Source organism: Kitasatospora sp. NPDC018619 (genome assembly GCF_044391605.1).
GTDB lineage: Bacteria > Actinomycetota > Actinomycetes > Streptomycetales > Streptomycetaceae > Kitasatospora.
In genome coordinates, this window is the sequence record NZ_JBISAI010000002.1 from 156952 (window position 1) to 179190 (window position 22239).

The 22239-nt window shown below is 75.5% G+C and carries 20 protein-coding genes and 2 pseudogenes; 13 read left to right on the top strand and 9 right to left on the bottom strand.

Features of this window, described 5'->3' with window-relative positions:
• Positions 1-128 precede the first annotated feature (128 nt).
• The 5 genes and pseudogenes from ACH5AR_RS03270 to ACH5AR_RS03290 all read right to left on the bottom strand — a co-directional run bounded on the left by ACH5AR_RS03270 (position 129) and on the right by ACH5AR_RS03290 (position 7015).
• Positions 129-1346 carry a pyridoxal-phosphate dependent enzyme gene (locus tag ACH5AR_RS03270; protein ID WP_396299673.1) on the bottom strand — a complete coding sequence of 406 codons (1218 nt, stop codon included), beginning with the start codon at positions 1344-1346 and terminating at the stop codon, positions 129-131.
• 61 nt (positions 1347-1407) lie between these two features.
• Complete coding sequence (locus tag ACH5AR_RS03275) at positions 1408-1959, bottom strand: YceI family protein (protein WP_396299674.1); 552 nt, start codon at positions 1957-1959, stop codon at positions 1408-1410.
• 223 nt (positions 1960-2182) lie between these two features.
• Positions 2183-5002, bottom strand: coding sequence for a penicillin acylase family protein (locus ACH5AR_RS03280; protein ID WP_396299675.1), 2820 nt, complete (start codon positions 5000-5002; stop codon positions 2183-2185).
• A gap of 341 nt (positions 5003-5343) precedes the next feature.
• Positions 5344-5922: pseudogene (locus tag ACH5AR_RS03285) on the bottom strand (DUF1349 domain-containing protein); the annotation flags it as partial.
• 79 nt (positions 5923-6001) lie between these two features.
• On the bottom strand, positions 6002-7015 hold the full coding sequence (locus ACH5AR_RS03290; RefSeq protein ID WP_396299676.1) for a zinc-binding dehydrogenase: 1014 nt from the start codon (positions 7013-7015) through the stop codon (positions 6002-6004).
• A gap of 99 nt (positions 7016-7114) precedes the next feature.
• On the opposite strand from ACH5AR_RS03290, the gene ACH5AR_RS03295 reads away from it, so the two are divergent.
• Together ACH5AR_RS03295 and ACH5AR_RS03300 are read left to right on the top strand one after the other, a co-directional pair.
• Positions 7115-7777 (top strand): TetR/AcrR family transcriptional regulator, encoded by a 663-nt coding sequence (locus tag ACH5AR_RS03295; protein WP_396299677.1) that lies wholly within the window; start codon positions 7115-7117, stop codon positions 7775-7777.
• Positions 7778-8154: 377 nt separating this feature from the next.
• The gene (locus tag ACH5AR_RS03300; RefSeq protein ID WP_396299971.1) at positions 8155-8493 is read left to right on the top strand and encodes a zinc ribbon domain-containing protein YjdM; all 339 of its coding nucleotides are present in this window, start codon (positions 8155-8157) and stop codon (positions 8491-8493) included.
• Between the two features lie 126 nt (positions 8494-8619).
• Here ACH5AR_RS03300 and cobF read toward each other — a convergent pair whose 3' ends face one another.
• Positions 8620-9378 carry a precorrin-6A synthase (deacetylating) gene (gene cobF / locus ACH5AR_RS03305; RefSeq protein ID WP_396299678.1) on the bottom strand — a complete coding sequence of 253 codons (759 nt, stop codon included), beginning with the start codon at positions 9376-9378 and terminating at the stop codon, positions 8620-8622.
• A gap of 488 nt (positions 9379-9866) precedes the next feature.
• Between cobF and ACH5AR_RS03310 the strand changes: the two genes are divergently transcribed.
• The 4 genes and pseudogenes from ACH5AR_RS03310 (at position 9867) to ACH5AR_RS03325 (ending at position 11648) form a co-directional block, all read left to right on the top strand.
• Positions 9867-10316 (top strand): acyl-CoA thioesterase, encoded by a 450-nt coding sequence (locus tag ACH5AR_RS03310; RefSeq protein WP_396299679.1) that lies wholly within the window; start codon positions 9867-9869, stop codon positions 10314-10316.
• A 40-nt stretch (positions 10317-10356) separates the two neighbouring features.
• Positions 10357-10554 (top strand): annotated as a pseudogene (locus ACH5AR_RS03315) (tRNA 4-thiouridine(8) synthase ThiI); the annotation flags it as partial.
• 88 nt (positions 10555-10642) lie between these two features.
• Entirely contained in the window at positions 10643-10789 is a 147-nt protein-coding gene (locus tag ACH5AR_RS03320) for a hypothetical protein (RefSeq protein WP_396299982.1), read from the top strand.
• Positions 10790-10847: 58 nt separating this feature from the next.
• Entirely contained in the window at positions 10848-11648 is an 801-nt protein-coding gene (locus tag ACH5AR_RS03325) for an adenosylcobinamide amidohydrolase (protein ID WP_396299680.1), read from the top strand.
• A gap of 133 nt (positions 11649-11781) precedes the next feature.
• Here the strand turns inward: ACH5AR_RS03325 and ACH5AR_RS03330 are convergent, their stop codons facing one another.
• Positions 11782-12726 (bottom strand): ABC transporter substrate-binding protein, encoded by a 945-nt coding sequence (locus ACH5AR_RS03330; RefSeq protein ID WP_396299681.1) that lies wholly within the window; start codon positions 12724-12726, stop codon positions 11782-11784.
• A gap of 105 nt (positions 12727-12831) precedes the next feature.
• Between ACH5AR_RS03330 and ACH5AR_RS03335 the strand changes: the two genes are divergently transcribed.
• The 3 genes from ACH5AR_RS03335 to ACH5AR_RS03345 all read left to right on the top strand — a co-directional run bounded on the left by ACH5AR_RS03335 (position 12832) and on the right by ACH5AR_RS03345 (position 15832).
• Positions 12832-13830, top strand: a complete 999-nt coding sequence (locus ACH5AR_RS03335; RefSeq protein ID WP_396299682.1) for a FecCD family ABC transporter permease — start codon at positions 12832-12834, stop codon at positions 13828-13830.
• 98 nt (positions 13831-13928) lie between these two features.
• Positions 13929-15008, top strand: coding sequence for a FecCD family ABC transporter permease (locus ACH5AR_RS03340; RefSeq protein WP_396299683.1), 1080 nt, complete (start codon positions 13929-13931; stop codon positions 15006-15008).
• Positions 15005-15832, top strand: coding sequence for an ABC transporter ATP-binding protein (locus tag ACH5AR_RS03345; RefSeq protein WP_396299684.1), 828 nt, complete (start codon positions 15005-15007; stop codon positions 15830-15832). The genes ACH5AR_RS03340 and ACH5AR_RS03345 overlap by 4 nt, the downstream gene beginning before the upstream one ends.
• A 94-nt stretch (positions 15833-15926) precedes the next feature.
• Here the strand turns inward: ACH5AR_RS03345 and ACH5AR_RS03350 are convergent, their stop codons facing one another.
• Both ACH5AR_RS03350 and ACH5AR_RS03355 read right to left on the bottom strand, forming a co-directional pair.
• A complete protein-coding gene (locus ACH5AR_RS03350) occupies positions 15927-16490 on the bottom strand; it encodes a YbaK/EbsC family protein (RefSeq protein ID WP_396299685.1) in 564 nt (187 codons plus the stop codon).
• Between the two features lie 81 nt (positions 16491-16571).
• Positions 16572-17420 (bottom strand): universal stress protein, encoded by an 849-nt coding sequence (locus tag ACH5AR_RS03355; RefSeq protein WP_396299686.1) that lies wholly within the window; start codon positions 17418-17420, stop codon positions 16572-16574.
• 226 nt (positions 17421-17646) lie between these two features.
• On the opposite strand from ACH5AR_RS03355, the gene ACH5AR_RS03360 reads away from it, so the two are divergent.
• The 4 genes from ACH5AR_RS03360 (at position 17647) to ACH5AR_RS03375 (ending at position 22232) form a co-directional block, all read left to right on the top strand.
• A complete protein-coding gene (locus ACH5AR_RS03360; protein WP_396299687.1) occupies positions 17647-18930 on the top strand; it encodes an ABC transporter substrate-binding protein in 1284 nt (427 codons plus the stop codon).
• A gap of 87 nt (positions 18931-19017) precedes the next feature.
• On the top strand, positions 19018-19956 hold the full coding sequence (locus tag ACH5AR_RS03365; RefSeq protein WP_396299688.1) for a carbohydrate ABC transporter permease: 939 nt from the start codon (positions 19018-19020) through the stop codon (positions 19954-19956).
• Positions 19953-20786 (top strand): carbohydrate ABC transporter permease, encoded by an 834-nt coding sequence (locus ACH5AR_RS03370; RefSeq protein ID WP_396299689.1) that lies wholly within the window; start codon positions 19953-19955, stop codon positions 20784-20786. Before ACH5AR_RS03365 ends, ACH5AR_RS03370 begins: the two co-directional genes overlap by 4 nt.
• Positions 20787-20849: 63 nt before the next feature.
• A complete protein-coding gene (locus tag ACH5AR_RS03375; RefSeq protein ID WP_396299690.1) occupies positions 20850-22232 on the top strand; it encodes an ABC transporter ATP-binding protein in 1383 nt (460 codons plus the stop codon).
• Positions 22233-22239: the final 7 nt, after the last annotated feature.

The following is a 22239-nucleotide window of genomic DNA, read 5'->3' on the forward strand; positions in this document are numbered from 1 at the left end:
CTTCGGAAGGGGGGAGTCGACGGAGGGTGCAAGCCTGCTGGCCCCCGGCGAACACCGACCCTACGGAGGCCTGACGGGCGGGGACGGGCGGGCGAACAGCAGGGCCTGCGGGGGTGGGTGGCTCGCGGTCAGCCGGTGAGGCCGGCCGCGCGCAGGCGGCGCTCGACCGCGTCCCACTCGGGGGCGACCGGCGCCGTCGTGCGGGTGCCGACCCCCTTGTCCTTGAAGCCGCTGGAGGTCGACACGCAGACCACCGGCCCCTCGGCCGGCTCCGGCTCGCCGAGGCTGCGCAGCCCGGCCAGGCCGGCCGCCGCGGACAGCTCCGTCCAGAGCCCGGCTCGCGCCAGCTCCCGCTGGGCGGCGGCGAGTTCGGCGTCGGTCAGGGTCAGTGCCCGGCCGCCGCTCCCGCGGACCGCGAGCACCCCGCGGTAGCCGCCGACCGGGGAGGTGATCGAGTACGCGTCGCTCGGGCCGACCGTCACGCGGGCGGCCGGCAGGCCCTCGGCGATCGCCCGGGCGAGCGGCGCGGAGGCGGCCGTCTCGCAGGAGTGGATCCGCGGCACCCGGTCGGTCAGGCCCAGCCGGCGCAGCTCGGTGAAGCCCTTCCAGACGCCGAACAGCAGCTCGCCGTAGCCGGTCGGGACGAACACCGCGCTCGGCAGGCCGACGTCCTGGAAGATCTCGTACGCGACGGTCTTGTAGCCCTCGGGGCCGTACGCGTGCCCGGTGTGGGTGGTGGTCAGGTTGCTGACCGGGTGCAGGCCCAGCCGGTCGACCACCTGGCGCATCAGCGGCCAGCGGGCCTCCCACGGCACCGGGAGCACCACGGCGCCGTAGGCGGTGAGGAAGGCGTCGACGTTCGGCGGGACGTCCGGGCCGGTGAGCACCACGCAGGGCAGGCCGGCGCGGGCGGCGTAGGCGGCGGCCGAGGCGCCGTGGTTGCCGGAGGAGGCGACCACCAGGCCCGGCGCACCGACGCCCACGGCGGCGCTGGTGGTGCAGCGGTTCAGCCGGTCCTTGTGGCTCCAGGTGGGGTTGCGGGCCTCGTCCTTGACGTACACCCCGGGCCCGATCTCCACCAGCGGGGTGGCGCCCTCGCCCAGGCCCGGGGCGAGCAGCGGGGGCAGCAGCGGGGCCCAGCGCTCCAGGCCGCCGCGCACCCGGGCGGGGGCGAACAGGGCCGCCGGGTCGACCTTGTCGTAGGCGTAGTCGACCTCGACGGGGTAGGAGACGTCCTCGGTGCCGGTGCGGGGGCAGCCGGCGGTGAGCGGGGGCAGGAGCGGGTAGTCGAGGGCGGGGTCGCCCAGGGAGCGCTGGCCGGTCGCGAGGGAGTCTTCTGTCGGCATGCCAGGAGACTAGCCGGACGGGTGCCGTGCGGTCCGGCGATCGGCGGGCCCGCCGATCGCGCTACCCCTGGCGGACCGCCGAGATGTCGAACTCCAGGACGACCTTGTCGCCGACCAGGACGCCGCCGCCCTCCAGGGCCGCGTTCCAGGTGACGCCGTACTCCTTGCGGTTGATGGTGACCGAGCCCTCCAGGCCGACGCGAAGGTTGCCGTACGGGTCGGTGGCGTTGCCGGTGTACTCGAAGTCGATGGTGACCGGACGGGTGGTGTCCTTGATGGTGAGGTCGCCGGTGACCCGGTACTCCGTGTCGGAGCGCACCTCGACGGAGGTGGAGCGGAAGGTGATATCGGGGAAGTTCGGCGCGTCCAGGAAGTCGTTGGTGCGCAGGTGCTGGTCGCGCTGCTCCACACCGGTGTCGATGCTGTCGGTCTTGATCACCACCTGGCCAAAGGAGCGGGACGGGTCGCTGCCGTCCAGGTGGGCGGTGCCCTCGAACCGGTGGAACGCGCCGCGGACCTTGGTCACCATGGCGTGGCGGGCGACGAAGCCGATCCGGGTGTGGGCGGGATCGAGGACGTAGTCGCCGGTGAGCTCGGAGAGTGTGGCGGTCATGGTCGGCATGCCTCCTGGTACGGGGCCCGGGCCTCGGCCCGGGGGTGGTCGGGCGGTCCCCGGACCACGCTAGGGGTAGTTCCGGCGGGCCGCGCGTCGGGCCCGGCGGACGGCCGTGCCGGTGCGCCGGGGGGTCCGCGTCCGGGTGAGCGGGCCGGGTGAGCGGGGGCCCCGGGGGCCCGGGGGGGGGCCGGGGGGGGGGGGCCCCCCGCCCGGCGGGCGGTCAGCGGTGGGCCGGGAACTGCACCACCTGCTGGTAGGTGGGGCGGTTCTGCCAGGTGGTCCTGGCGTCCGTCACGCCGCCCAGCGGGCGCTGGATGATCGCGTCGGCGCACCACTGGTCGCCGGCCGCGCAGTCCGCGTCGCCGGGGTAGACCTGGGCCGGGGTCTGGGCGGCCGCCTGCTTCAGGGTGGTCAGCAGGACGGTCCGGCAGGCGGCGAGGTCGCCCCCGCCGCAGAACGGCCGGGCCAGCGGGCCGGACACCCGGTCGCCGAGGACGGCGCGCAGGTCCTTGTCCAGGTAGCTCCACCAGCCGTACTGGAAGGACGAACCCTTGTGCGGGATGGCCTCGTTGGCGCTCACCGGGCCGCTGCCGGGGCCGTTCTGGCCGCCCGAGGGGGACTCGTTGACCTGCAGGGCGCCGGTCAGGGCGGCGAAGAGCCCGTCGCCGAGGCCCGGCCGCATGACGCCGTCCGCGAGCAGCGGCCACCAGGCGTCCAGCACCCGGATCGCGGTGGCGTCCGCGTAGCCGTGGCTGCCCGGCGAGGACTCCTTCCGCAGGGCGCCGGCGGCGAGCCAGGCCTCCAGCTGCTGCAGGGCGGTGAGGGCGGCCTGGTCGGTGACGGGGGCGCTGCGCAGCACGCGGATCAGGTCGGGCAGCACGTCCTCGGCCCGCAGGTCGGCCAGGGCGGCGTTCTCCATGGCCCGGGTGAGCGAGACCCGGCTCGCCCTGCCGCCGTCGGCGAGCAGGGACCTGACCCGGTCGTCCAGCAGGTCGGCGCGGTGCACCGAGCCGTTGCCGAAGGCGGCCGAGGTGTAGCCGTTCGCCTGCTTGTTGTTCCAGGAGACGTAGTAGTCCTGGTTGACGGACTGCGGGTGCTCGGCCGCCGGGGTGTACCGGGCGGTGTTGGCGACGGGGTCGAAGTCGGCCCACTCGTAAGCGGGTTGGGCCAGGACGGGCAGGCCCGGGTCGACCCCGGGGGCGCGGACCGGGTTGCTGCCGGAGTTGTAGTACGCGATGTCGCGGGAGTCGGCGTAGAACCAGTTGAAGGTGTAGTTGATGTCCTGCGCCGCATGCTGGAAGCCCGCGGCGTCGTGCACCGCGGCCGGGTCGTTCAGCTCCTGGAAGCCGATGATGGAGTCGGCCTCGTGCCGGTAGGTGGAGCGCAGCGAGGTGAAGGCGACGGGGGCGCCGCCGACGGTGCCGCGGGCGCTCACCAGCCCGTACCGGGAGCGGAGCATCACCAGGGTGTAGGAGCCCGCCGGGGTGGGGTCGGCGGTGGTCGGCTTCCAGGCGTTCCTGCGTTCCAGGCGTTCGAAGGGCAGGCACTGGCCGTGCCAGAGGTAGGAGTCGGCGGCGGTGGTGACCGGGGAGCCGTCGGTCGTGCAGAGCGGGACGGCGTAGGTGTCGGTGATGTCCTGCCCCGCGGAGGTCGCGCTCCAGGCGTAGTCCTGGCCGCGGCCGAGCTGCACGTAGAAGCTCAGGCCGGCGAAGGCGGCGCCGCGGGCGCTGATGCCGGGGCCCTGGATCTCCTCCAGCATCAGCAGCTGCGGGGCGAAGTAGCCGGTCTGCGGGCCGAACACGGCCGCCGGGTGGCCGTCGTCGGTGTGGGCGCCGGAGACCAGCAGGGCGTTGGACATGCCGTGCCGGGCGCTGAGCAGGTTGCCGGGCAGGACGCCGGGGGCCGTGGTGGTGGGGGAGCCGGCGGAGCCGGTGGCGTCGTGGACCACCGGCTCGGGGACCACCGAGCCCGGGTCGGGCCGAGCCTCGCCCCGCGGGTGGTCCGGGACGGTCGCGTACGGGAAGCTCTGCCCGTCGTGCAGGGTCCGGACGGCCTCCGGGTCGTCGGCCTCGCGCAGCGACGCCCACAGCGCGTCCCCGGCCGCCTCGCCGTACCGGGCCTCGGCGGCCGACTTGACCTGGGCGGAGGCCAGTTCGCCTCCGCCGCCGGAGCCGAACAGCGCGCCGACCACGGAGGCGAGGGCGACCAGGTCGGTCAGGGTGAACGGCTCGATCGAGCCGGCGTTGGTGATCGGGTCGATGTGCCCGGTGAGGTCGTACTCGCCCGGGAAGGTGCGGGCGTCGTGGGCCTGCGTGGCGTACCGGTTGACGCCGTCCAGGTAGGCGTTGGCGTCGGCGAGGGCCTGGGCGGCCCGGCCGCCGCGCGCGGCGATGGCGTCGATCTGCTGCTGGAGCTCCGCCTCGGTGTAGGGCGCGGCCTGCCAGAAGGTCTGCTCCAGCTGGCGGTTGGCGGCGGCGCCGCCGGCGAAGCCGGAGAGCTCGCCGCGGCCGACGTGCCGGAACAGGTCCATCACCCAGAGCCGGTCCTGGGCGGCCGCGTAGCCCGCGCCGAACTCGGTGCCGTAGCGGGTGGTGCCGGTGATGTGGGGCACGCCGGTGGCCTTGTCGCGCACGATGGTGACGTCGGGGCGGGGGCTGGTGGTGGAGGCCACCTGGTCGGCGGGGACGCCGAAGGAGGCGTCGTTGAAGAAGTCGCGCAGCGTGGCCTCGGTCAGGCCGGGGTAGCCGGCGGCGAGGGCGGCGTAGGGGCCGAGCTGGTCGTCGGTGTGCGCGGGGCGGGTGCCGAAGGCCCGGTTGAGCAGGATCTCGGCGAGGGTGGCGTTGCCGTTCTCGCCGGGCGGCAGGATGTCGGCGCAGCGGCCGCCGCAGTAGTCGGCGGGGGCGGCGGTCGCGGTCATGGGGGCGGGGGCGGCGGTCGCGGCGGGGGTGGTGGTCAGAGCCGCGGTGACGAGCAGGGCCGGGGCGAGGGCGGCGGCCGGGAGTCGGAGGGAGCGGGGGCGGGGGCGTTGGCGTGAACGCAAGGCGGACTCCTCCGTCGAAGTCTCACGGGGAGTCGACGGTAGGGGCGCTACTGGCCGGTTGGCTAGGGGTGCGCAGGCCATTTCCCGGCCGGGGGAGCGGAGTTGGGGCCGTGGCGGCTTGTCGGGGCGGTGGTGGCGTCGGGCGGGTGACGCCACCTGGGGAGGGACGGCGCCGGGGGCCGCCGTCGGGGAGTGACGGGGGGGGGCCCCCCCCGGGGGCGCCCCCCCCGGGGGGGCCCCGGGGGGGGGGGGCCGGGGGGGGGGGGGGGGGGGGGGGGGGGGGGGGGGGGGGGGGCCCGGCCCCGCGCCCCCGCCCCCCCCCCCCCCCCCCCCCCCCCCCCCCCCGGGTCGGCGGGCCCCTGGGCGAAGCGGGTGAAGCGCACCTGGAGGCCGGCCCGCTCGGGGGAGCAGCAGAACGGGCCGGCGGTCGCGTCCGCCTCCGGGGCGAGGGGCGCGAGGCGGACGAGGCGCCAGGGGGCGTCCTCGCAGCGGGCGCGGATGGTCACGGCGTCGCCCGTGCGGCTGGCGCGGACGGTGACCGCGCGGCCGTGCCAGTCGGGGACGGGGGCGAGGGACCAGTCGGAGACGCCGCGGGTGACGACCGCTCCGAGGTGGGGGAGGCCGTCGCTCATTTCCACTCCGGCCTTGATCCACGTCCGGGGGTCGACCCGGATCAGCAGGCCGGCCTGGTCGTACAGGGCCGTGAAGTCCGCGACGAAGGTGATCTCGGTGGCGCTGCCGGGCGGGAAACCGGTGAGCAGTGCGTGGCCGTCGTCGCGGACGAAGCCGTAGCTGGTGGTGCGCCAGAAGTCGCTGCGCGGACGGGTGGTCACCAGGAGGTCGGTGCCGTCGGTGCGGACGCGTTCGGGCTCGTTGAGCCAGCTGCCCTGGTGCCAGGGGATGTCCCGGAGCGGGTGCATGCGGTCGTCCTGTTCGTCGGCTTGCCGGAAGTTTCCGAAAGGACATTCAAGCACCCGCCCCGGGGCCGGGAAGGCTCGGTCAGGGCTTGAGCACCAGGCGGATCGGGTTGCCCTCCTTGCGCTCCAGCGCCTCGACCGCGCGGGCGGCCTCGGCCAGCGGGAGGGTGCCGCTCACCGAGCGGGAGAACTCCAGCCGGCCGCCGCGCACCAGGTCGACCAGGTCGACGACGTCCTGGCCCTCGGAGCCGTAGTGGCCGCGGATCTGCTGGCGCAGGTAGCTGACCAGGGTGCCGTTGGTGACGGTCAGCGGCTTGTCGGTGAGGCCGACCAGCACCAGGCGGCCGTGCTCGCCGAGGGAGGCCATGGCCTGTTCGCGCACCGGGGCGACCCCGGCGAAGTCGAAGGCGACGGACAGCGGGCGGCCGCCGGTGGCCTCGCGCAGCAGGGCGGCGAAGCCGGGGTCGGCCGGGTCGAGGGCGGCGTCGGCGCCGAAGGCCAGGGCGCGCTCGCGGGCGGCCGGCAGCGGGTCGACGGCGACGATCGGGAAGGCACCGATCGCCCGCAGCAGCTGGACGCCGTGGGCGCCGAGGCCGCCGACGCCCCAGACGCCGACCGCCTCGGCCGGGCGCACGGCGCCGGTGGTGGTGATCGCGGCCCACGGGGTGGAGACCGCGTCGGGGATGAAGCAGGCCTGCTCGAAGGGCAGCTCGTCCGGGATCGGCACCAGGGTGGTGGCGGTGGCGAGCGCGTACTCGGCCCAGCCGCCGTCGTAGTCCACGCCGCGGGTGTGCACCACGCCGTCGCGGGTCTCGCCGGCCTGGAGGAGCACCCGGTCCCCGACGGCCGTACCGGTCACGCCCTCGCCGAGGGTGTGCACGGTGCCCGCGACCTCGTGGCCGAGGGTGACCTTGTCTCCCTTGAGGAAGAGCGGCTTGAGCATGCCCTCGATCAGGTGGACGTCGGAGAGGCAGACGCCGGCGGCCTCGACCTTGATCAGTACCTCGCCCGGGCCGGGGGCCGGGACGGGGACCTCCTCCACGGCGAAGGAGCCCTTCGCGACGTCGAGCCGGCCGGCGAGCATCGTGGCGGTCATCGGGACTTCCCTTCTCACGGGGGCGGCGGGTCGGGGGTGTGCCCGCCGCTCCGGAAGTTACTTGTTATCCAACAAGCAAGTTCACACTAACATGGTGGCATGTCTACGCACGATGAGGGCCGGGCCGGCGGCGCCGGGGCGCTCCGGGCGGCGCCGGCCCGCCGCACCCAGGCCGAACGGCGCGCACGGGCCGAGTCCGCGCTGATCGCGGCCGCCGCCCGGCTGATCGCCGAGCACGGCAGCACCGGCGTCACGCTGGCCAGGGTCGGGGAGGAGGCGGGGTTCAGCCGGGGCCTGGCCACCCACTACTTCGGCTCGAAGGCCGCGCTGCTGGCGCGGCTGCAGGAGGAGGCGCTGGCCGAGGCGATGGCGGCGGCCGCGCCGGAGCGCAGCGGGGCGGGGGCGCTGGAGGAGCTGTGCGGGTTCGCCCGCGGCTGCCTGGAGGGCGTGCGCAACCCGACCGACCTGGGCCGGGCCTTCGTGGTGCTGGGCGCCGAGGCGCTCGCCGGAGCCTCGGAGCTGACCGCTGCGGTGGCCGAGCTGGACGCCCGGACCCGGCAGTGGACGGCCGAGGTCGTCGGGCAGGGGCAGCGGGACGGCGAGCTGCGCCCCGGCGTGGACCCGCGGGCCTTCGCGCCGGTGTTCGTCGGGCTGCTCAAGGGGCTGGTGGTGCAGGCCGCGACCGATCCGGAGTCCTTCGACGTGGCGGCGGCGGTCGAGGAGTCCGAGCGCTGGATCCGGCTCGCGCTCACGGCAGGGTGAGCCGCGGGCCCGGCCGCGTCCGTTCGGCGGCCGCACTCCTCCTCCGTGGGGTGAACGGGTCGGGAGTTCCAGGGGGTTGGGTCATGCCGGCGCCCGAGGGCGGGCGCGCTCGCCGCGCGGAAGGTGCGGGATCGCGCCACATGCGGCTCCGGGGGGCGGGAAATCCGGCGAAGCGGCTCCCCGACTGCCGTACGCCGGAGAGGATTTCCGCATGCCTACGACCATCGGACCGGCCGTAGCCGGTCTCGCCGCAGCCCGGCTCCCGCACGCTCCCGGCCCGCCCCGCCCGGCTCCGACTCCCGCGCCGGCGCGTCGGCCGTCGCCGGGGGCGCCTCCGAGCCCCCGGATATCCTGAACGCACGAGCGACAGCCTCCCCCTGTGCCCGCAGTGCTCCAGCGAGTACACCTATGAGACGAACGCCCTCGTGGTCTGCTCCGAGTGCGCCCACGAGTGGGTGCCCGGCGGCGCGGAGGAGGCCGGTGCGGCGGTCGGCGAGCGGGTGGTCAGGGACGCCGTCGGCAACGTGCTGAGCGACGGCGACACCGTGACGGTGGTCAAGGCGCTCAAGGTCAAGGGCAGTGCCTCCGGCATCAAGGCCGGCACCAAGGTGCGCAACATCCGTCTGGTGGACGGGGTGGACGGGCACGACATCGACTGCCGGGTCGAGGGCTTCGGCGCGATGCAGCTCAAGTCCGGCGTGGTCAGGAAGGCCTGACCGGCGCGGGCCCGAACGGCCGTGCCGCGCCGGTCTCCCCGGCGGGGCGCGGCCGTTCGTCGTTTCGGGACCGGGACCGGGACCGGGGCCGGGGCCGAGGCCGGGGCCGGGGCCGGAGCGCGGCCGTCAGCCGTCGGAGCGCCGCAGCAGGTAGGTGTCCATGATCCAGCCCTTGCGCTCGCGGGCCCGCTCCCGCAGCTCGCGGATCCGCGGGGCCGCCTCGGCGAGCGGCCCGGAGACCAGCACCTCGTCGGGGGTGCCGAGGTAGGCGCCGTAGTGGATCTCCAGCCCCCGGGGGTCGATCCCGGCGAACGCCGCGCGGCCGTCCAGCATCACCACCACGTCGTCCACCCCCTCGGGGAACCCCTCGGCCAGGCGGCGGCCGGTGGTGATCTGCACCGGGCGGCCGACCCTGGTCAGCGTGGTGCGGTGCCGGGCGGCGAGCGCCGAGACGCTGCTGATGCCCGGGAGCACCTCGTACCCGAAGGGTGCGCCGCCCCGGGTGGACACGTCCTCCAGCACGGCGATGACGCTGTCGTACAGGGCCGGATCGCCCCAGACCAGGAAGGCGCCGCTCTCCTGCGGGCCGAGGTGCTCGGCGAGCAGCCGCTCGACGAGGTCGGCGCGCCGGGTGCGCCAGTCGTCCACGGCGGCCGCGTACGCGGAGGTGGTGCGGTCCCGCTCCGCGTCCGGCACCTCGACCACCCGGTGCCCGGGCCGGCCGTGTTCGGCGAGCATCCGACGGCGCAGGTCGACCAGGTCCTGCCGTTCCTCGTTCTTGTCGAGGATGAAGAAGACGTCGGTGCGGGCGATCGCCTTGACCGCCTGAAGGGTGAGGTGGTCGGGGTCGCCCGCGCCGATGCCGATGACGAGGATGTGCCGCACGGGGGACATTCTGCCGTCCGCCCCGGCGCGCGGGCCCGGGGGTCGTGCGTGGACCGACCGGGCAGGTGGGCGGTGGTCGTGAGCTGCGCGGATGGACGTAAGCTGGCAGGGCAGCTGGTTCGCCCCGCCCGCCAGGCGGGGCGTCGTCACGAGGGAGCCCGGCGGGAGTCCGGGACCGCCCCGCAGCGGTGGGCGGTAACACCCGCCGTCATCCGCGCCGGGCCCGCGACGCGACGGCCGGCAGGCGTCCGTCCCGGTCCGGCCGGGAGGGCGCGCCCGCGAGTCCGACGACCTGCCGCTGCCCGCGTGCCGTGGTGGCCCGCGGCCCCACCACGACCCCGGGGCGGGCCGACGGTGCGGACGAGCCGTACACGCACGGCCGCGTCGCTCCTTGGCGCTCCCGGGGTGTGCGACCTCACGAAGGAGATTCCCGTGCGGCGGAACGCCGACCACGATCCCCACGGTGCCATGACGGGCGGGCCGTCGCTGTGACCAGTCCCGCTGTCCTGTCCCGCACCCCGGCCGACTCGGCGGTGACCCTGGCCCACATCATGAGCGACCACGACACCAACCTCTACGGGACGGTGCACGGCGGCGTGATGATGAAGCTGATCGACGACGCGGCGGCCGCCGCCGCGGGCCGGCACGCCGGTGTCCCCGCCGTCACCGTCTCCGTCCGGGAGATGTCGTTCCTGGCGCCGGTCAGGGCGGGGGACCTCCTCACCGTCCGGGCCCGGGTCGGCCGCGTCGGGCGGACGTCGATGGACGTGTCGGTGGTGGTGACCTCGGAGCGGTGGAACCTCGCCGGGCCCGTGACCACGGTCGCGACGGCGCAACTGGTCTTCGTGGCGGTCGACTCGGAGGGCAAGCCCCATCCGGTGCCGGAGCTGGCGCCGGAGGGCGACGCCGAGGAGCCGCGCGGAGGGCCGGCCGCGTAGCCGCCCGCGGCGGTGACGTCCCACCGGGCGGCTCCGGGCGGTGGCCCAGCGGCGCCTGACGGTCCGCACCGCCTCGCCGCTGGCCGCGGCCACCGGGGCGCAGGCGCTGGTGACCGGCGACAGCCTGGGGCAGGTGGCGGGCCGGACCCTGGCCACCGTGGTCGCGGTGGACCGGGCGGCCACCCTGCCGGTCGTGCGCCCGTTGGTCGGGTGGGAGAAGCAGGAGATCATCGACCAGGCCAGGGCCCTCGGCACGGCCGGCACCTCCGTCCTGCCGGACGAGGACTGCTGCGGCCTGCCCGCCCCCGCCGGAGATCGGCACCGGGGTGCGGATCGGCCATCTGAAGGCGGTGGAGAAGCGCCTCGACCCGGACGAGCCGGTCGAGGCGCGGCTGGAGAACGTGCAGGTGATGCGCCCGGGGCGGGAGGAAGACCCGGAGCCGTCCGTGGGCGGCTCCGCCGTCTGCTCCTGACGCCCGGGGGCTTCGGCGCGGGTGAGCGGGCGGTGGACAGCGGTGCAGGGCAGCGGGCATGGGCAGGGACGGAGGGACGGTGACCGTGAACGGCGGCGCAGTGCGGGTGGGCCGGGCGGTACGGACCGAGGACGGCGCCTGCCGCCACCTCCTGGTCTGGCGGGCCGGGCCCGGCTGGCGGATGGTCAGCAGCGCGGTGCTCGGCGGCGGGCTCGGGGAGCGCGGGTGGGTGCTCAACGCCCAGGTGCGGCCGGGCTATTCGCGGATGGACCCGGCCGAGCACCTGGCCGAACTGGCCGCCGCGCAGGGCCTCTCGGGCCCCGGCGTCGGGCTGATGACGGCGGCCGAGGTGGACGACTGCACCCGGGCCGAGGACGGCGGCGTCACCGCGCTGGCGACCACCGGGATCGGCGTCGCGCTCTGGGCGGCCGAGCCGGCCGCGGAACCCGTGGAGTACCGGCCCGGCACGATCAACATCCTGGCCGTGGTGCCGGCCGCGGTCACCGACGCCGGGCTGGTCAACCTGCTGGCCACCGCGACCGAGGCCAAGGTCCAGGCCCTGCTGGAGGCCGGCTACGACTGCTCGGGCACCCCGTCCGACGCGGTCTGCGTGGCCGTCCGGGCCGCTGCGCCCCAGGGCCCCGCCGACCCCTTCGGCGGCCCGCGCTCGCTGTGGGGGGCCCGGCTGGCCCGGGCCGTCCACCGGGCGGTCCGGGCGGGCGCCGAGCTCGACCGGGAGCGGCGCGCCCAGGGGCAGCGGGCGCCGCACCCGCGGACCGTGCCCGGCTGCCGCGTCCCGGACGTGGGCGGGGCCCCGGCCGCGGAGACGCGCGGGCAGCGTGCCCCGGGGGCGGGTTAGCGCGGGACCTGTGGCCCCTGCCGGGGCACAGGCGTCGGCGGATGGACGAAGGGCCGTCACCGCCTCCCGGAAGCGGGGAGACGGTGACGGCCCTTCGGTTCAGCGGGGGGGGGGGATTCCCCCGTGGGCGCGGTTACTTCGCGCCGAAGGCCTTCTCGATGTCCTCGACGACCTTCTCCGCCGCGATCGGCCCGGAGCTGCTGCTCCACACCTGGCCGTCGACGCCCGTCAGCTGGTGGTTGCCGACGGCCTTGAGGCGGTTGAAGGCCTCCTGGCTGCGGGCGGTCTCCAGGGCCTTCTCGCCCTCGGCGTTCAGGGTGGCGACGAACACCCGGTCGGCGTCGGCCTTGTTGAGGTTCTCCAGGGAGAGCGGGTCGGAGTGGGGCTGGGCGCCGAGGCCGTCGGCGATCGGCATGGTGGTGGCGCCGGCCTTCTTCAGCAGGTCGCCGGGCATGTTGGTGGTGTTCATCACGATCGGCCCGTTGGGCATCCAGCGCATCACCACGGCACTGCCGGTCTTGCCCTCGCCGGCCTTGGCGGCCCGCTTGTCCAGGGCGTCCAGCTTGGCGGTGACGTCGTCCTTGCGGCCGAGCGCGTCGCCGTAGACGGCGAGCACCGAGCGCCAGTCGCCGGCCTTGGGGACGATGGTCGGGGCGACCGCCGCGAGCTTGTCGTACTGGGACTTCTCGATGCCGGAGGAGGCCAGGATGACGTCGGGGGCGGCCTTCAGGATCGCCTCGACGTTGGGCTCCTTGACCGTGGCGACCAGCGGGACGGCGTCGGCCTTCAGGTAGGCCGGAGCGGTGGTGCCGCCGCGGCTGGAGCTGGTGCCCACCGGCGTGATGCCGAGCGAGAGCGCGGTGTCCAACGAGGTGTCGTTCAGGGCGACGACCCGCTTGGCCTCGGCCGGGACCTCCACGGCGCCGAAGGCGGTGTCGATGCTGCGCTTGCCGTCCTTGGCGGCGGCGGAGGAGGAGCCGGAGCCACCCGCGGAGCTTCCGGAACCCGAGGAGCCGCACGCGGTCAGGCCCAGGGCGAGGGCGCCGACGACGGCGGTTCCGAGCAGGGTCTTGGTCATGCGGGTGCCAAGCATGGGTGTTCTCCGGGTAATGGTAGTTTACGGACGAACCGTTTATCTGAGGTTAGCCTAACCATACGTAAGGCCCTGACGGAGAGGCCCGGTGTGACATTCCGATCACTCCTGCTGCGCGGACTGCTGCCCGCCGGCGCGATCCTGCTGCTCGCCGTACTGGCGAGCCTGCTGCTCGGCGCCGGAGACGTGGGGCCGTCACGGGCGCTCGCCACCCTGCTCGGTGACGGCGACTCCGACTCCCGGTTCACGGTGTTCCACCTGCGCGTGCCGCGCACCGCGGTGGCCCTCGCGGTCGGACTCGCCCTCGGCGTGGCCGGCACCGTGCTCCAGGCGGCCGCCCGCAACCCGCTGGCCGAGCCCGGCCTGCTCGGCGTCAGCACCGGTGCCTCCTTCGCCGTCGTGATCGCGATCGTGCTCGGGGCCAGTGCGGCGAGCGTCGGCCCGTACGTCGCCGTGCTGGGCGCCGCCGCCGGCTGCCTGCTGGCGCTCGGCGCGGCCCGGTTGCGCGGCACCGGCGACGACCCCGTCCGACTGGTGCTGGCCGGTGCGGCGCTGAGCGGACTGATGAACGCCGGCTCCTCCGTCCTGCTGCTCTCCGACGCCCGGGCCGCCGACGAGATCCGCTTCTGGACCATCGGCTCGGTGGCCGGCCGCGGCACCGACCAACTGCTGTCCGTCCTGCCGGTCCTGCTGCTCGGTCTGGTGCTGGCGCTGCTCTCCGGCCCCGCGCTGACCGCGCTCAGCCTCGGCGACGACGTCGCCACCGGCCTCGGCCACAAGCCCCGCCGGGCCCGCGCCCTCGCGGTCACCGCCGTCGCCCTGCTGGTCGGCGCCGCCACCGCGGTCGCCGGGCCGGTCTCCTTCGTCGGCCTGGTGGTGCCCTTCGCCGCCCGGGCCCTGGTCGGCCCGGACCTGCGCCGGCTGCTCGCGGTCTCCGCCCTGCTCGGGCCGGCCGTCGTGCTGCTCGCCGACGTGGCCTCCCGGCTGGTCGCCCGCCCGTACGAGATGCCGCTCGGCGTGATGACCGCCCTGTGCGGCGCCCCCGTGCTCGTCGCCGTCGTCCGCTCGCACCGAATGCCCGCGCTGTGAAGGGCCCCGTGAACACCGCCGTGGACACCCCTGACACCGCCGTGGATTCGGCCGTCTCCGCCGTGGATCCCGTCGTGAGCCCCGGCGTGGGGCCTGGCGTGGGGCCTGGCGCCCCGTCGGCCGCCGCGCCCCGGCGGACGGCCCCGCCCGGCACCCGGCTGCTCCCCCTGGGCGGCGGCCGCTCGGTGCTCGTCCCGGTGCGGCCGCTGCTCGGCTGCACCGCCCTGCTGCTCGTCGCGGCCGCGGTGACCGCCGTCTGCCTGGCCGTCGGCGAGACGGGCCTGAACCCGGTGACGGCCCTGCGCGCCGCGTTCGGCGACGGCACCGCGCGCGACGTGCTGCTGGTCGAGAAGCTGCGACTGCCCCGGGTCGAGGCCGCCCTGGCCGTCGGCGCCGCCCTCGGCGTCGCCGGCTGCCTGATGCAGACCCTCGCCCAGAACCGGCTGGCCACCCCGGACACCGTCGGGTTCAACGAGGGGGCCACCGCCTTCGCCGTCGCCTCCGTCACCGGCGTCGCCACCCAGCTGCTGCCCTCCGCCGCCGCCCTGGTGGGCGCCGCCACCGCGGCCTCGCTCGCCTTCGCCCTCGGCGGCGGGGCCGGCCGCAACGGCTACCGCTTCCTGGTCGTCGGCCTCGGCATCGGCGCGGTCTTCGGCGCGGTGACCAACCTGATGCTCTCCCGCGCCGCCATCGACGCCGCCAACGCCGCCTACGGCTGGACGGTCGGCACCTTCAACGGCCGGGACGCCGACGCCGTCGGCTACCTCGAACTCGGGCTGCTCGCCTGCCTGCCCGCCGCCGTGCTGCTCGGCCGCCGGCTGTCGCTGCTGCGCTTCTCCGACGCCGTCGCCACCGGGCTGGGCGTGCGGGTGCGCGGCCTGCGGGGCGGCGTCCTGGTCGTCGCGGTGGTCTGCGCGGGCCTCGCGGTGGCCGTCTCCGGACCGCTCGGCATGATCGCGCTGGCCGCGCCGGAGGCCGCCCGCCGGATCGCCGGGCCGCGCTGCGTGCCGGTGCTCACCTCGGCCGCCGCCGGCGCCGTCCTCACCCTGCTCGCCGACCTGCTCGGCCGCACCGCCCTGTCGCCGACCGAGGTGCCGGCCGGCCTGGTCACCGCCCTCGTGGGCGGCCCGTACCTGCTCTGGCTGCTGCTCACCACCCGTCCCCGGAGGACCGCATGACCGCCCGCACCGCCACCGCCGCCGACGCCCCGGCCCCCCGGCTGGCGACCAGCGCGCTCAGCCTGGGCCACGACCGCACCCTCGTGGTCCGTGAGCTCGACCTCGAACTGCCGCAGCGGCAGGTCACCGTCATCGTCGGCCCGAACGGCTGCGGCAAGTCCACCCTGCTCGGCGGCCTCGCCCGGACGATCGCCCCGCGCTCCGGCACCGTGCTGCTCGACGGCAGGCCGCTGACCTCGCTGTCCACCCGCGCGATCGCCCGGATCATCGGCCTGCTGCCGCAGTCCGCCACCGCGCCGGACGGGCTGACCGTCCGTGACCTCGTCCGCTACGGGCGCCAGCCGCACCAGGGCCTGCTGCGGCAGTGGTCCGCCGGCGACGCCGAGGCGGTGGAGCGCGCCCTCGCCGCCGCCGACCTCCACGACCTCGCCGACCGCCCGCTGGACACCCTCTCCGGCGGCCAGCGCCAGCGCGCCTGGATCGCCATGGCCGTCGCCCAGGACACCGACATCCTGATGCTGGACGAGCCCACCTCGGCGCTGGACATGGGCCACGCGCTGGAGGTGCTCGAAATGGTGCGCGGCCTGACCGGCCGCGGCCGCACCGTCGTCCTCGTGCTGCACGACCTGACCACCGCCTGCCGCTACGCCGACCACATGGTGGCCATGCGCGACGGCCGGGTGGTCGCCCAGGGCGCGCCGCGCGACATCGTCACCCCGGAGCTGGTGCGCGAGCTGTACGGGGTGGAGAGCGCGATCCTCACCGACCCGGTGCACGGCACCCCGGTGGTCTGCCCGGTCGGCCTCGCTCCCCGGGCCCGCTGAACCCCTGGCCGGCTGAACCCCTGGCCGGCTGACCCGCGGGCCCGCCGAACCCGTGGCCCGCTGAACCCGCCCCGGTGCTGCCGGGCGCCGAGGCTCAGCCGGCCAGGCCCGGCAGCACCTCGGCGCCCGGCAGCTGCGCCAGCGCCCACCCGGGCAGGATCAGCTTGCCCCGCCGCCGCCCGCTGCCGACCAGGACGTACGGGGCCGCGGCCACCGCCTCGTCGATCAGCAGCGGCCAGCCGTCGGGCAGCCCGACGGGGGTGATGCCCCCGTACTCCATGCCGGTCAGCTCGACCGCGCTGTCCATCGGCGCGAAGGACGCCTTGCGCGCCCCCAGCCGGGTGCGCACCGCCCGGTTGACGTCCACCCGGGTGGTCGCCAGCGCCAGGCAGCCGGCCAGGGTCACCTCCCCGGCGCGCTTGGCGGCGACCACCACGCAGTTCGCGGAGACCTCCGCCGGCACGTCGTAGGCCGCGCAGAACACGGCGGTGTCGGCGTGCTCCGGATCGCTGTCCACGTAGAGCACCGAGGCGGCCGCCTCCCGGGCGTCCCAGTTCTTCAGCGCGTCGGCGACGGGTGCGGCGAGCTCCGCACCGGCTTCCAGCGCGGGCACGGCGGAGGCGAAGTTCCCGAAGGGCGGGCGTACGGACTGACTCATGCCACCGGACTGTAGCGCCTTCCCGGTGCCCGGCCGGCCGCGCGGTCGGCCTCGGCGCCCCAGGCACGGTCAGGCGCGCCGTCAGCCGTACGGGACGACCGCGACCGGGCAGCGCACGTGGTGGATCGCGGCATGCGCCACCGGGCCGATGTGGTGGTGGCGCAGCGGCATCCGCCGGACGCGGCGGCCGACGACCAGCAGCCGGGCGGCCCCGGCCGCGTCCACCAGGTCCACCGCGGGCTTGCCCCGGATCAGCTCGGTGGTCACCTCGACCTCGGGGTGGTGGACCCGCCAGGGCTCCAGGGCCCGCGCGAGCCCGTGGTCCTCGGCCGCGGACGCCTCGCGCTCCAGCCCGCCGATCGCCCCGTAGGCCATGTACTCGCTGCCCGCCGGCGGCGACCAGACGTGCACCACCCGCAGCGGCGCCGAGCGCAGCGCGGCGGCCTCGAAGGCGAAGGCCAGCACCGCCTCCGCCGGGCGCCCGAGATCCAGGCCGAGCACCACCTCGCCGTCCGGCTCGTTTCCGTCCGTCCGGACCAGCACCACCGGGCAGGCCGCCCGCCGCAGCACCTCCTGGCTCACCGAGCCGATCAGGAACCCGCGCAGGGTGCCCAGCCCGCGCGAACCGACCACCAGCACGGCGGCGTCGTGCCCGGCGGCCTCCAGCGCCTCGACCGGATCGCCCGCCACGGAGGTGGCGGCGACCGCCACCTCCGGCGCGAGGGCCCGCAACTCGCCCTCGTGCTCCGCGAGCTGCGCCGGCGCCGGGTGGCCGCCCGGCGCGCGGCCCGGCTCGACGTGCTTCGGCCGGGGCCAGGCCTGGAGGACGTCCAGGCGCGCGCCGCGGCGCTGTGCCTCGCGGGCGGCCCACGCGGCGGCGGCCAGGCTCTCGGGTGAGCCGTCGAATCCGACGACGACGGGTCCGGTCACGGTGTGCTCCTCGGTTCCGGTGCGGCCGGCGGTCTCTTCGTGTGCGCCCAGTATCCGCGCGGCCCCCGGCCGGCGCCTCCCGGGCGCCCGGCGCCGGCTGCGCCGGCCGGAGGGGGCCCGTTCCGCCGTCCGGCTGGTCGGCGCCGGCGGGCGGCGCGGCCCCGGCAACGGCCGGCGGGACGGCCCCTAGGGTCGGCCGGACCGTCCGTCCCACTGCGGGAGAGCGATGCCGAGGGTCCCCACGTTCCGTTCGCGCTGGGCGAGCGCCGCCGCCGGGCTGGCCGTGCTCGCCCCGGCCCTGGTGGGCTGCGGGGGCGGCGCCGGCGCCGGCGCCGGCCCGGTCACCCTGAACTGGTACAACTTCCCGGACGACTCGGGCGCCCTCCAGCAGGCCGCCGACCGCTGCGGCCGGCAGTCCGGCGGCCGCTACACCATCCGCTACAACAAGCTGCCGCGCGGCGCCGACGGCCAGCGCCAGCAGCTGGTGCGCCGGATGGCGGCCCACGACGCCGACGTGGACGTCCTCGGCCTGGACGTCACCTGGCCCGCCGAGTTCGCCGAGGCCGGCTGGATCCGGGAGTGGACCGGGACGATGCGCGAGCGGGCCACCACCGACACCCTCGACGCGGCGGTGCGCACCGCGACCTGGCGGGGCCGGCTGTACGCCGTCCCGTACAACTCCAACACCCAGCTGCTCTGGTACCGCGACGACCTGGTGCCGACCCCGCCCCGGACCTGGGCGGAGATGCTCTCCCGCGCCCAGGAGCTGGCCCGTGAGGGCAAGCCGCACCTCGTGGAGATCCAGGGCGCCCAGTACGAGGGGCTGACGGTCTGGTTCAACACGCTCGTCACCAGCGCGGGCGGCGCGATCCTCACCCCCGACGCCCAGGCGCCCTCGCTCGGCGCGCCCGCCGTCACCGCCGCCGGGGTGATGCGCGACCTGGCGGCCTCCGCGGCCGCCGACCCCTCGCTGCCGAACCAGATGGAGGACCAGAACCGGCTCGCGATGGAGTCCGGCACCGCCGCCTTCGAACTCAACTACCCCTTCGTCTACCCGTCGATGAAGGCCGACCGGCCGGACCTGTTCCCGCACTTCCGCTGGGCCCCGTACCCCGCCGTGAGCGCCGACCGCCCCGCCAGCGTCACCATCGGGGGGATCGACCTCGCGGTGGGCGCCTACAGCCGCCACCCCGACCTCGCCGCCGAGGCCACCCTGTGCCTGCGCGACCGGGACAACCAGCTCGTCAACGCGCTGAAGGGCGGCCTGCCGCCCTCGCTGCGGAGCCTGTACGAGACGCCCGAGCTCACCGCCAGCTACCCGTTCGCCGCCGACGTGCTGGCCGCCCTCGACTCCGCCAGCGTGCGGCCGCAGACCCCCGCCTACCAGAACGTCTCGATCGCCGTCTCGCACACCCTCTCCCCGCCCGCGGGCATCCGCCCGGAGAAGGACGTGGCCGACCTCCGCGGGCAGATCCGGGACGCCCTCGGCTCGAAGGGGCTCATCCCGTGACCTCCAGGGGCTCGTCCCGTGACCTCGAAGGCGCTGATCCCGTGACCTCCAAGGGGCTGATCCCGTGACCTCCAAGGGGCTGATCCCGTGACACCGTCCACCGGGGCCGCAGCGGACGCGGCCGCACCGGCCGCACCGGCCGGGCCCTCGCGCGGCGCCCGCCAGGAGAGCCGGCTGGGCCTGCTGCTCTGCGCCCCCGCCGTGGTCGTGATGCTCGCCGTCACCGCCTACCCGATCGGCTACGCCGTCTACCTGTCCCTCCAGCGCTACGACCTGCGCTTCCCGGCCCAGGCGCACTGGGTCGGGCTCGCCAACTACGGCGCGGTGCTGACCTCGCCGTACTGGTGGCAGGCGCTCGGCGTCACCGCGCTGATCACCGCGGTGTCGGTGACCGTCGAGCTGCTGCTCGGCCTGGCGCTCGCGCTGGTGATGCACCGGACGGTCTTCGGGCGCGGGACGGTGCGCACCGCCGTGCTGGTGCCGTACGGGATCGTCACCGTGGTCGCGGCCTACTCCTGGCAGTACGCCTGGACGCCGGGCACCGGCTACCTGGCCGCCCTGCTGCCGGAGGGCAGCGCCCCGCTGACCGAGCAGTGGCCGGCCGTCGGCCTGATCATCCTCGCGGAGGTGTGGAAGACCACCCCGTTCATGGCGCTGCTGCTGCTCGCCGGACTGGCGCTCGTCCCGGAGGAGACCGTCCGGGCGGCGATGGTGGACGGCGCGGGCGCCGGGCAGCGGCTGCGGCTGGTCGTCCTGCCGCTGATGAAGCCGGCGATCCTGGTCGCGCTGCTCTTCCGCACCCTGGACGCCTTCCGGATCTTCGACAACATCTACGTGCTGACCAGCGGCTCCAACGGCACCGGATCGGTCTCCATCCTCGGCTACGACAACCTCTTCACCGCGCTCAACCTGGGCATCGGCTCGGCGATCTCGGTGCTGATCTTCGTCTGCGTGGCGCTCGTCGCGCTGGTCTTCGTCAAGCTGTTCGGCGCGGCCGCGCCCGGCGCGGACCCGGAGCACCGGTGAGCGGGCGGCCCGCCCGGGCCCTGACCGGTTGGGGCGTCGCCAACCTGGTCGTCGTGCTCTACGCGCTCTTCCCGGTGTGGTGGATCGTGGCGCTCTCCTTCAAGGACCCGAGCACGCTGTCCGACGGCGCCTTCGTGCCCCGCCGGTGGACCCTGGCCAACTACCGCGGCATCTTCCAGACCTCGGAGTTCACCCGCGCCCTGGTCAACTCGATCGGCATCGCGGTGATCGCCACCACCGTCGCGGTCGTGCTCGGCACCATGGCCGCGTACGCGGTGGCCCGGCTGCGCTTCCCCGGCAAGCGGCTGCTGATCGGGGTGTCCCTGCTGATCGCGATGTTCCCGCCGATCTCGCTGGTCTCGCCGCTGTTCGACATCGAGCGGGTGCTCGGCCTGTTCGACACCTGGCCCGGGCTGATCATCCCGTACATGACCTTCTCGCTGCCGCTGGCGATCTACACCCTCTCGGCGTTCTTCCGGGAGATCCCGTGGGACCTGGAGAAGGCGGCCAAGGTGGACGGCGCCACGCCCTGGCAGGCGTTCCGGCTGGTCATCGCGCCGCTGGCGGCCCCGGGGGTGTTCACCACCGGCATCCTGGTCTTCATCTTCTGCTGGAACGACTTCCTGTTCGCGATCTCGCTGACCTCCACCACCTCGGCCCGGACGGTCCCGGCCGCGATCGCCTTCTTCACCGGGAGCTCCCAGTTCGAGCAGCCGACCGGCTCGATCGCGGCCGCCGCGGTGGTCATCACCGTCCCGATCGTGCTCTTCGTGCTGCTGTTCCAGCGCCGCATCGTCGCCGGGCTCACCGCCGGCGCCGTCAAGGGCTGACCCCGAGTTACCGAGTAGCTGAGCTGACGTGCCCGCCCCGCCGGCGGGCCAGGAAGGCGGATCGTGGCCGAGATCGTCCTCGACGGCATCACCAAGCGCTACCCCGACGGCGCCCTCGCCGTCCATGACGTCAACCTCACCGTCGCCGACGGGGAGTTCGTGATCCTGGTCGGCCCGTCCGGCTGCGGCAAGTCCACCACGCTCAACATGATCGCCGGGCTGGAGGACATCACCGAGGGCACCCTGCGGATCGCCGGGGAGGTGGTCAACGACCGCGCGCCCAAGGACCGCGACATCGCGATGGTCTTCCAGAGCTACGCGCTCTACCCGCACATGAGCGTGCGCGACAACATGGGCTTCGCGCTGCGCCTGGCCAAGGTGGACAAGCCGACCATCGCCGCCAAGGTCGAGGAGGCCGCCCGCATCCTCGACCTCACCGAGCACCTGGACCGCAAGCCGGCCAACCTCTCCGGCGGGCAGCGCCAGCGGGTCGCGATGGGCCGGGCGATCGTCCGCGCGCCCAAGGCCTTCCTGATGGACGAGCCGCTCTCCAACCTGGACGCCAAGCTCCGGGTGCAGATGCGCACCCAGATCGCCGCGCTGCAGCGCCGCCTGGGCACCACCACCGTGTACGTCACCCATGACCAGGTGGAGGCGATGACGCTCGGCGACCGGGTGGTGGTGATGCGCTCGGGCGTGGTCCAGCAGGTCGGCTCGCCGCAGGAGCTGTACGACGAGCCGGTGAACCTCTTCGTCGCGGGGTTCATCGGCTCGCCGGGGATGAACTTCTTCGGTGCGGAGCTGGTGCCGGGCGCCGTGGCCGCGCCGCGTGCGCCGGGCTCGCCGGGGGGTTCGACAGGGTTGGGAGGTTCGACGGCGTTGGGAGGTTCGACGGCGTCGGGCGGCTCGTCCGCGCTGGGCGGTTCGAGTGGGCGGGGTGGTTCGGCGGTCTCGGGGGCCTCGCTGCGGACCCCGCTGGGCGAGCTGCCGCTGGACGACCGCACCCGGCGCGCGCTGGAGCGGGCGGACGCGCCGCGCGGACTGGTCGTCGGGATCCGCCCCGAGGACTTCGAGGACGCGGCCCTGGCGGAGGGGCACCCGGGCGGGGTCACCGTCACCGTGACGGTCGAGGTCCGGGAGTCGGTCGGCTCGGACGTCTTCGTCCACTTCGCGGCGGAGGGCGGGCCGGGGGCCGCCGGGGCCGGTGCGGGTCCGGCCGGACCCGCCGGTCTGGCCGACCTGGCCGATCTCGCCGAACTCGCCGAGCTCGCGGCGGACTCGGGCCGGGCCGACACCGGCCTGCGGGAGCACCGGATGGTCGCCCGGCTGGCCCCGGCCACCCGGGCCGCCGAGGGCCATCCGCTGGAGCTGCGGGTGGACACGGCGCGCATCCACGTCTTCGACCCCCGGACCGGGGCCAACCTGACCCACCCGGAACATTCGTAGCGTGCTC

Coding starts and splice junctions, on each gene's coding strand:
- ACH5AR_RS03270 (WP_396299673.1), bottom strand. CDS start 1,346: ATGCCGACAGAAGACTCCCTCGCGACCGGCCAGCGCTCCCTGGGCGAC.
- ACH5AR_RS03275 (WP_396299674.1), bottom strand. CDS start 1,959: ATGACCGCCACACTCTCCGAGCTCACCGGCGACTACGTCCTCGATCCC.
- ACH5AR_RS03290 (WP_396299676.1), bottom strand. CDS start 7,015: ATGACCGCCACGATGCTCGCCGGCCGGCTCGACGTCGCGAAGGGCTCC.
- ACH5AR_RS03295 (WP_396299677.1), top strand. CDS start 7,115: ATGTCTACGCACGATGAGGGCCGGGCCGGCGGCGCCGGGGCGCTCCGG.
- ACH5AR_RS03325 (WP_396299680.1), top strand. CDS start 10,848: ATGGGCAGGGACGGAGGGACGGTGACCGTGAACGGCGGCGCAGTGCGG.
- ACH5AR_RS03330 (WP_396299681.1), bottom strand. CDS start 12,726: ATGACCAAGACCCTGCTCGGAACCGCCGTCGTCGGCGCCCTCGCCCTG.
- ACH5AR_RS03345 (WP_396299684.1), top strand. CDS start 15,005: ATGACCGCCCGCACCGCCACCGCCGCCGACGCCCCGGCCCCCCGGCTG.
- ACH5AR_RS03350 (WP_396299685.1), bottom strand. CDS start 16,490: ATGAGTCAGTCCGTACGCCCGCCCTTCGGGAACTTCGCCTCCGCCGTG.
- ACH5AR_RS03360 (WP_396299687.1), top strand. CDS start 17,647: ATGCCGAGGGTCCCCACGTTCCGTTCGCGCTGGGCGAGCGCCGCCGCC.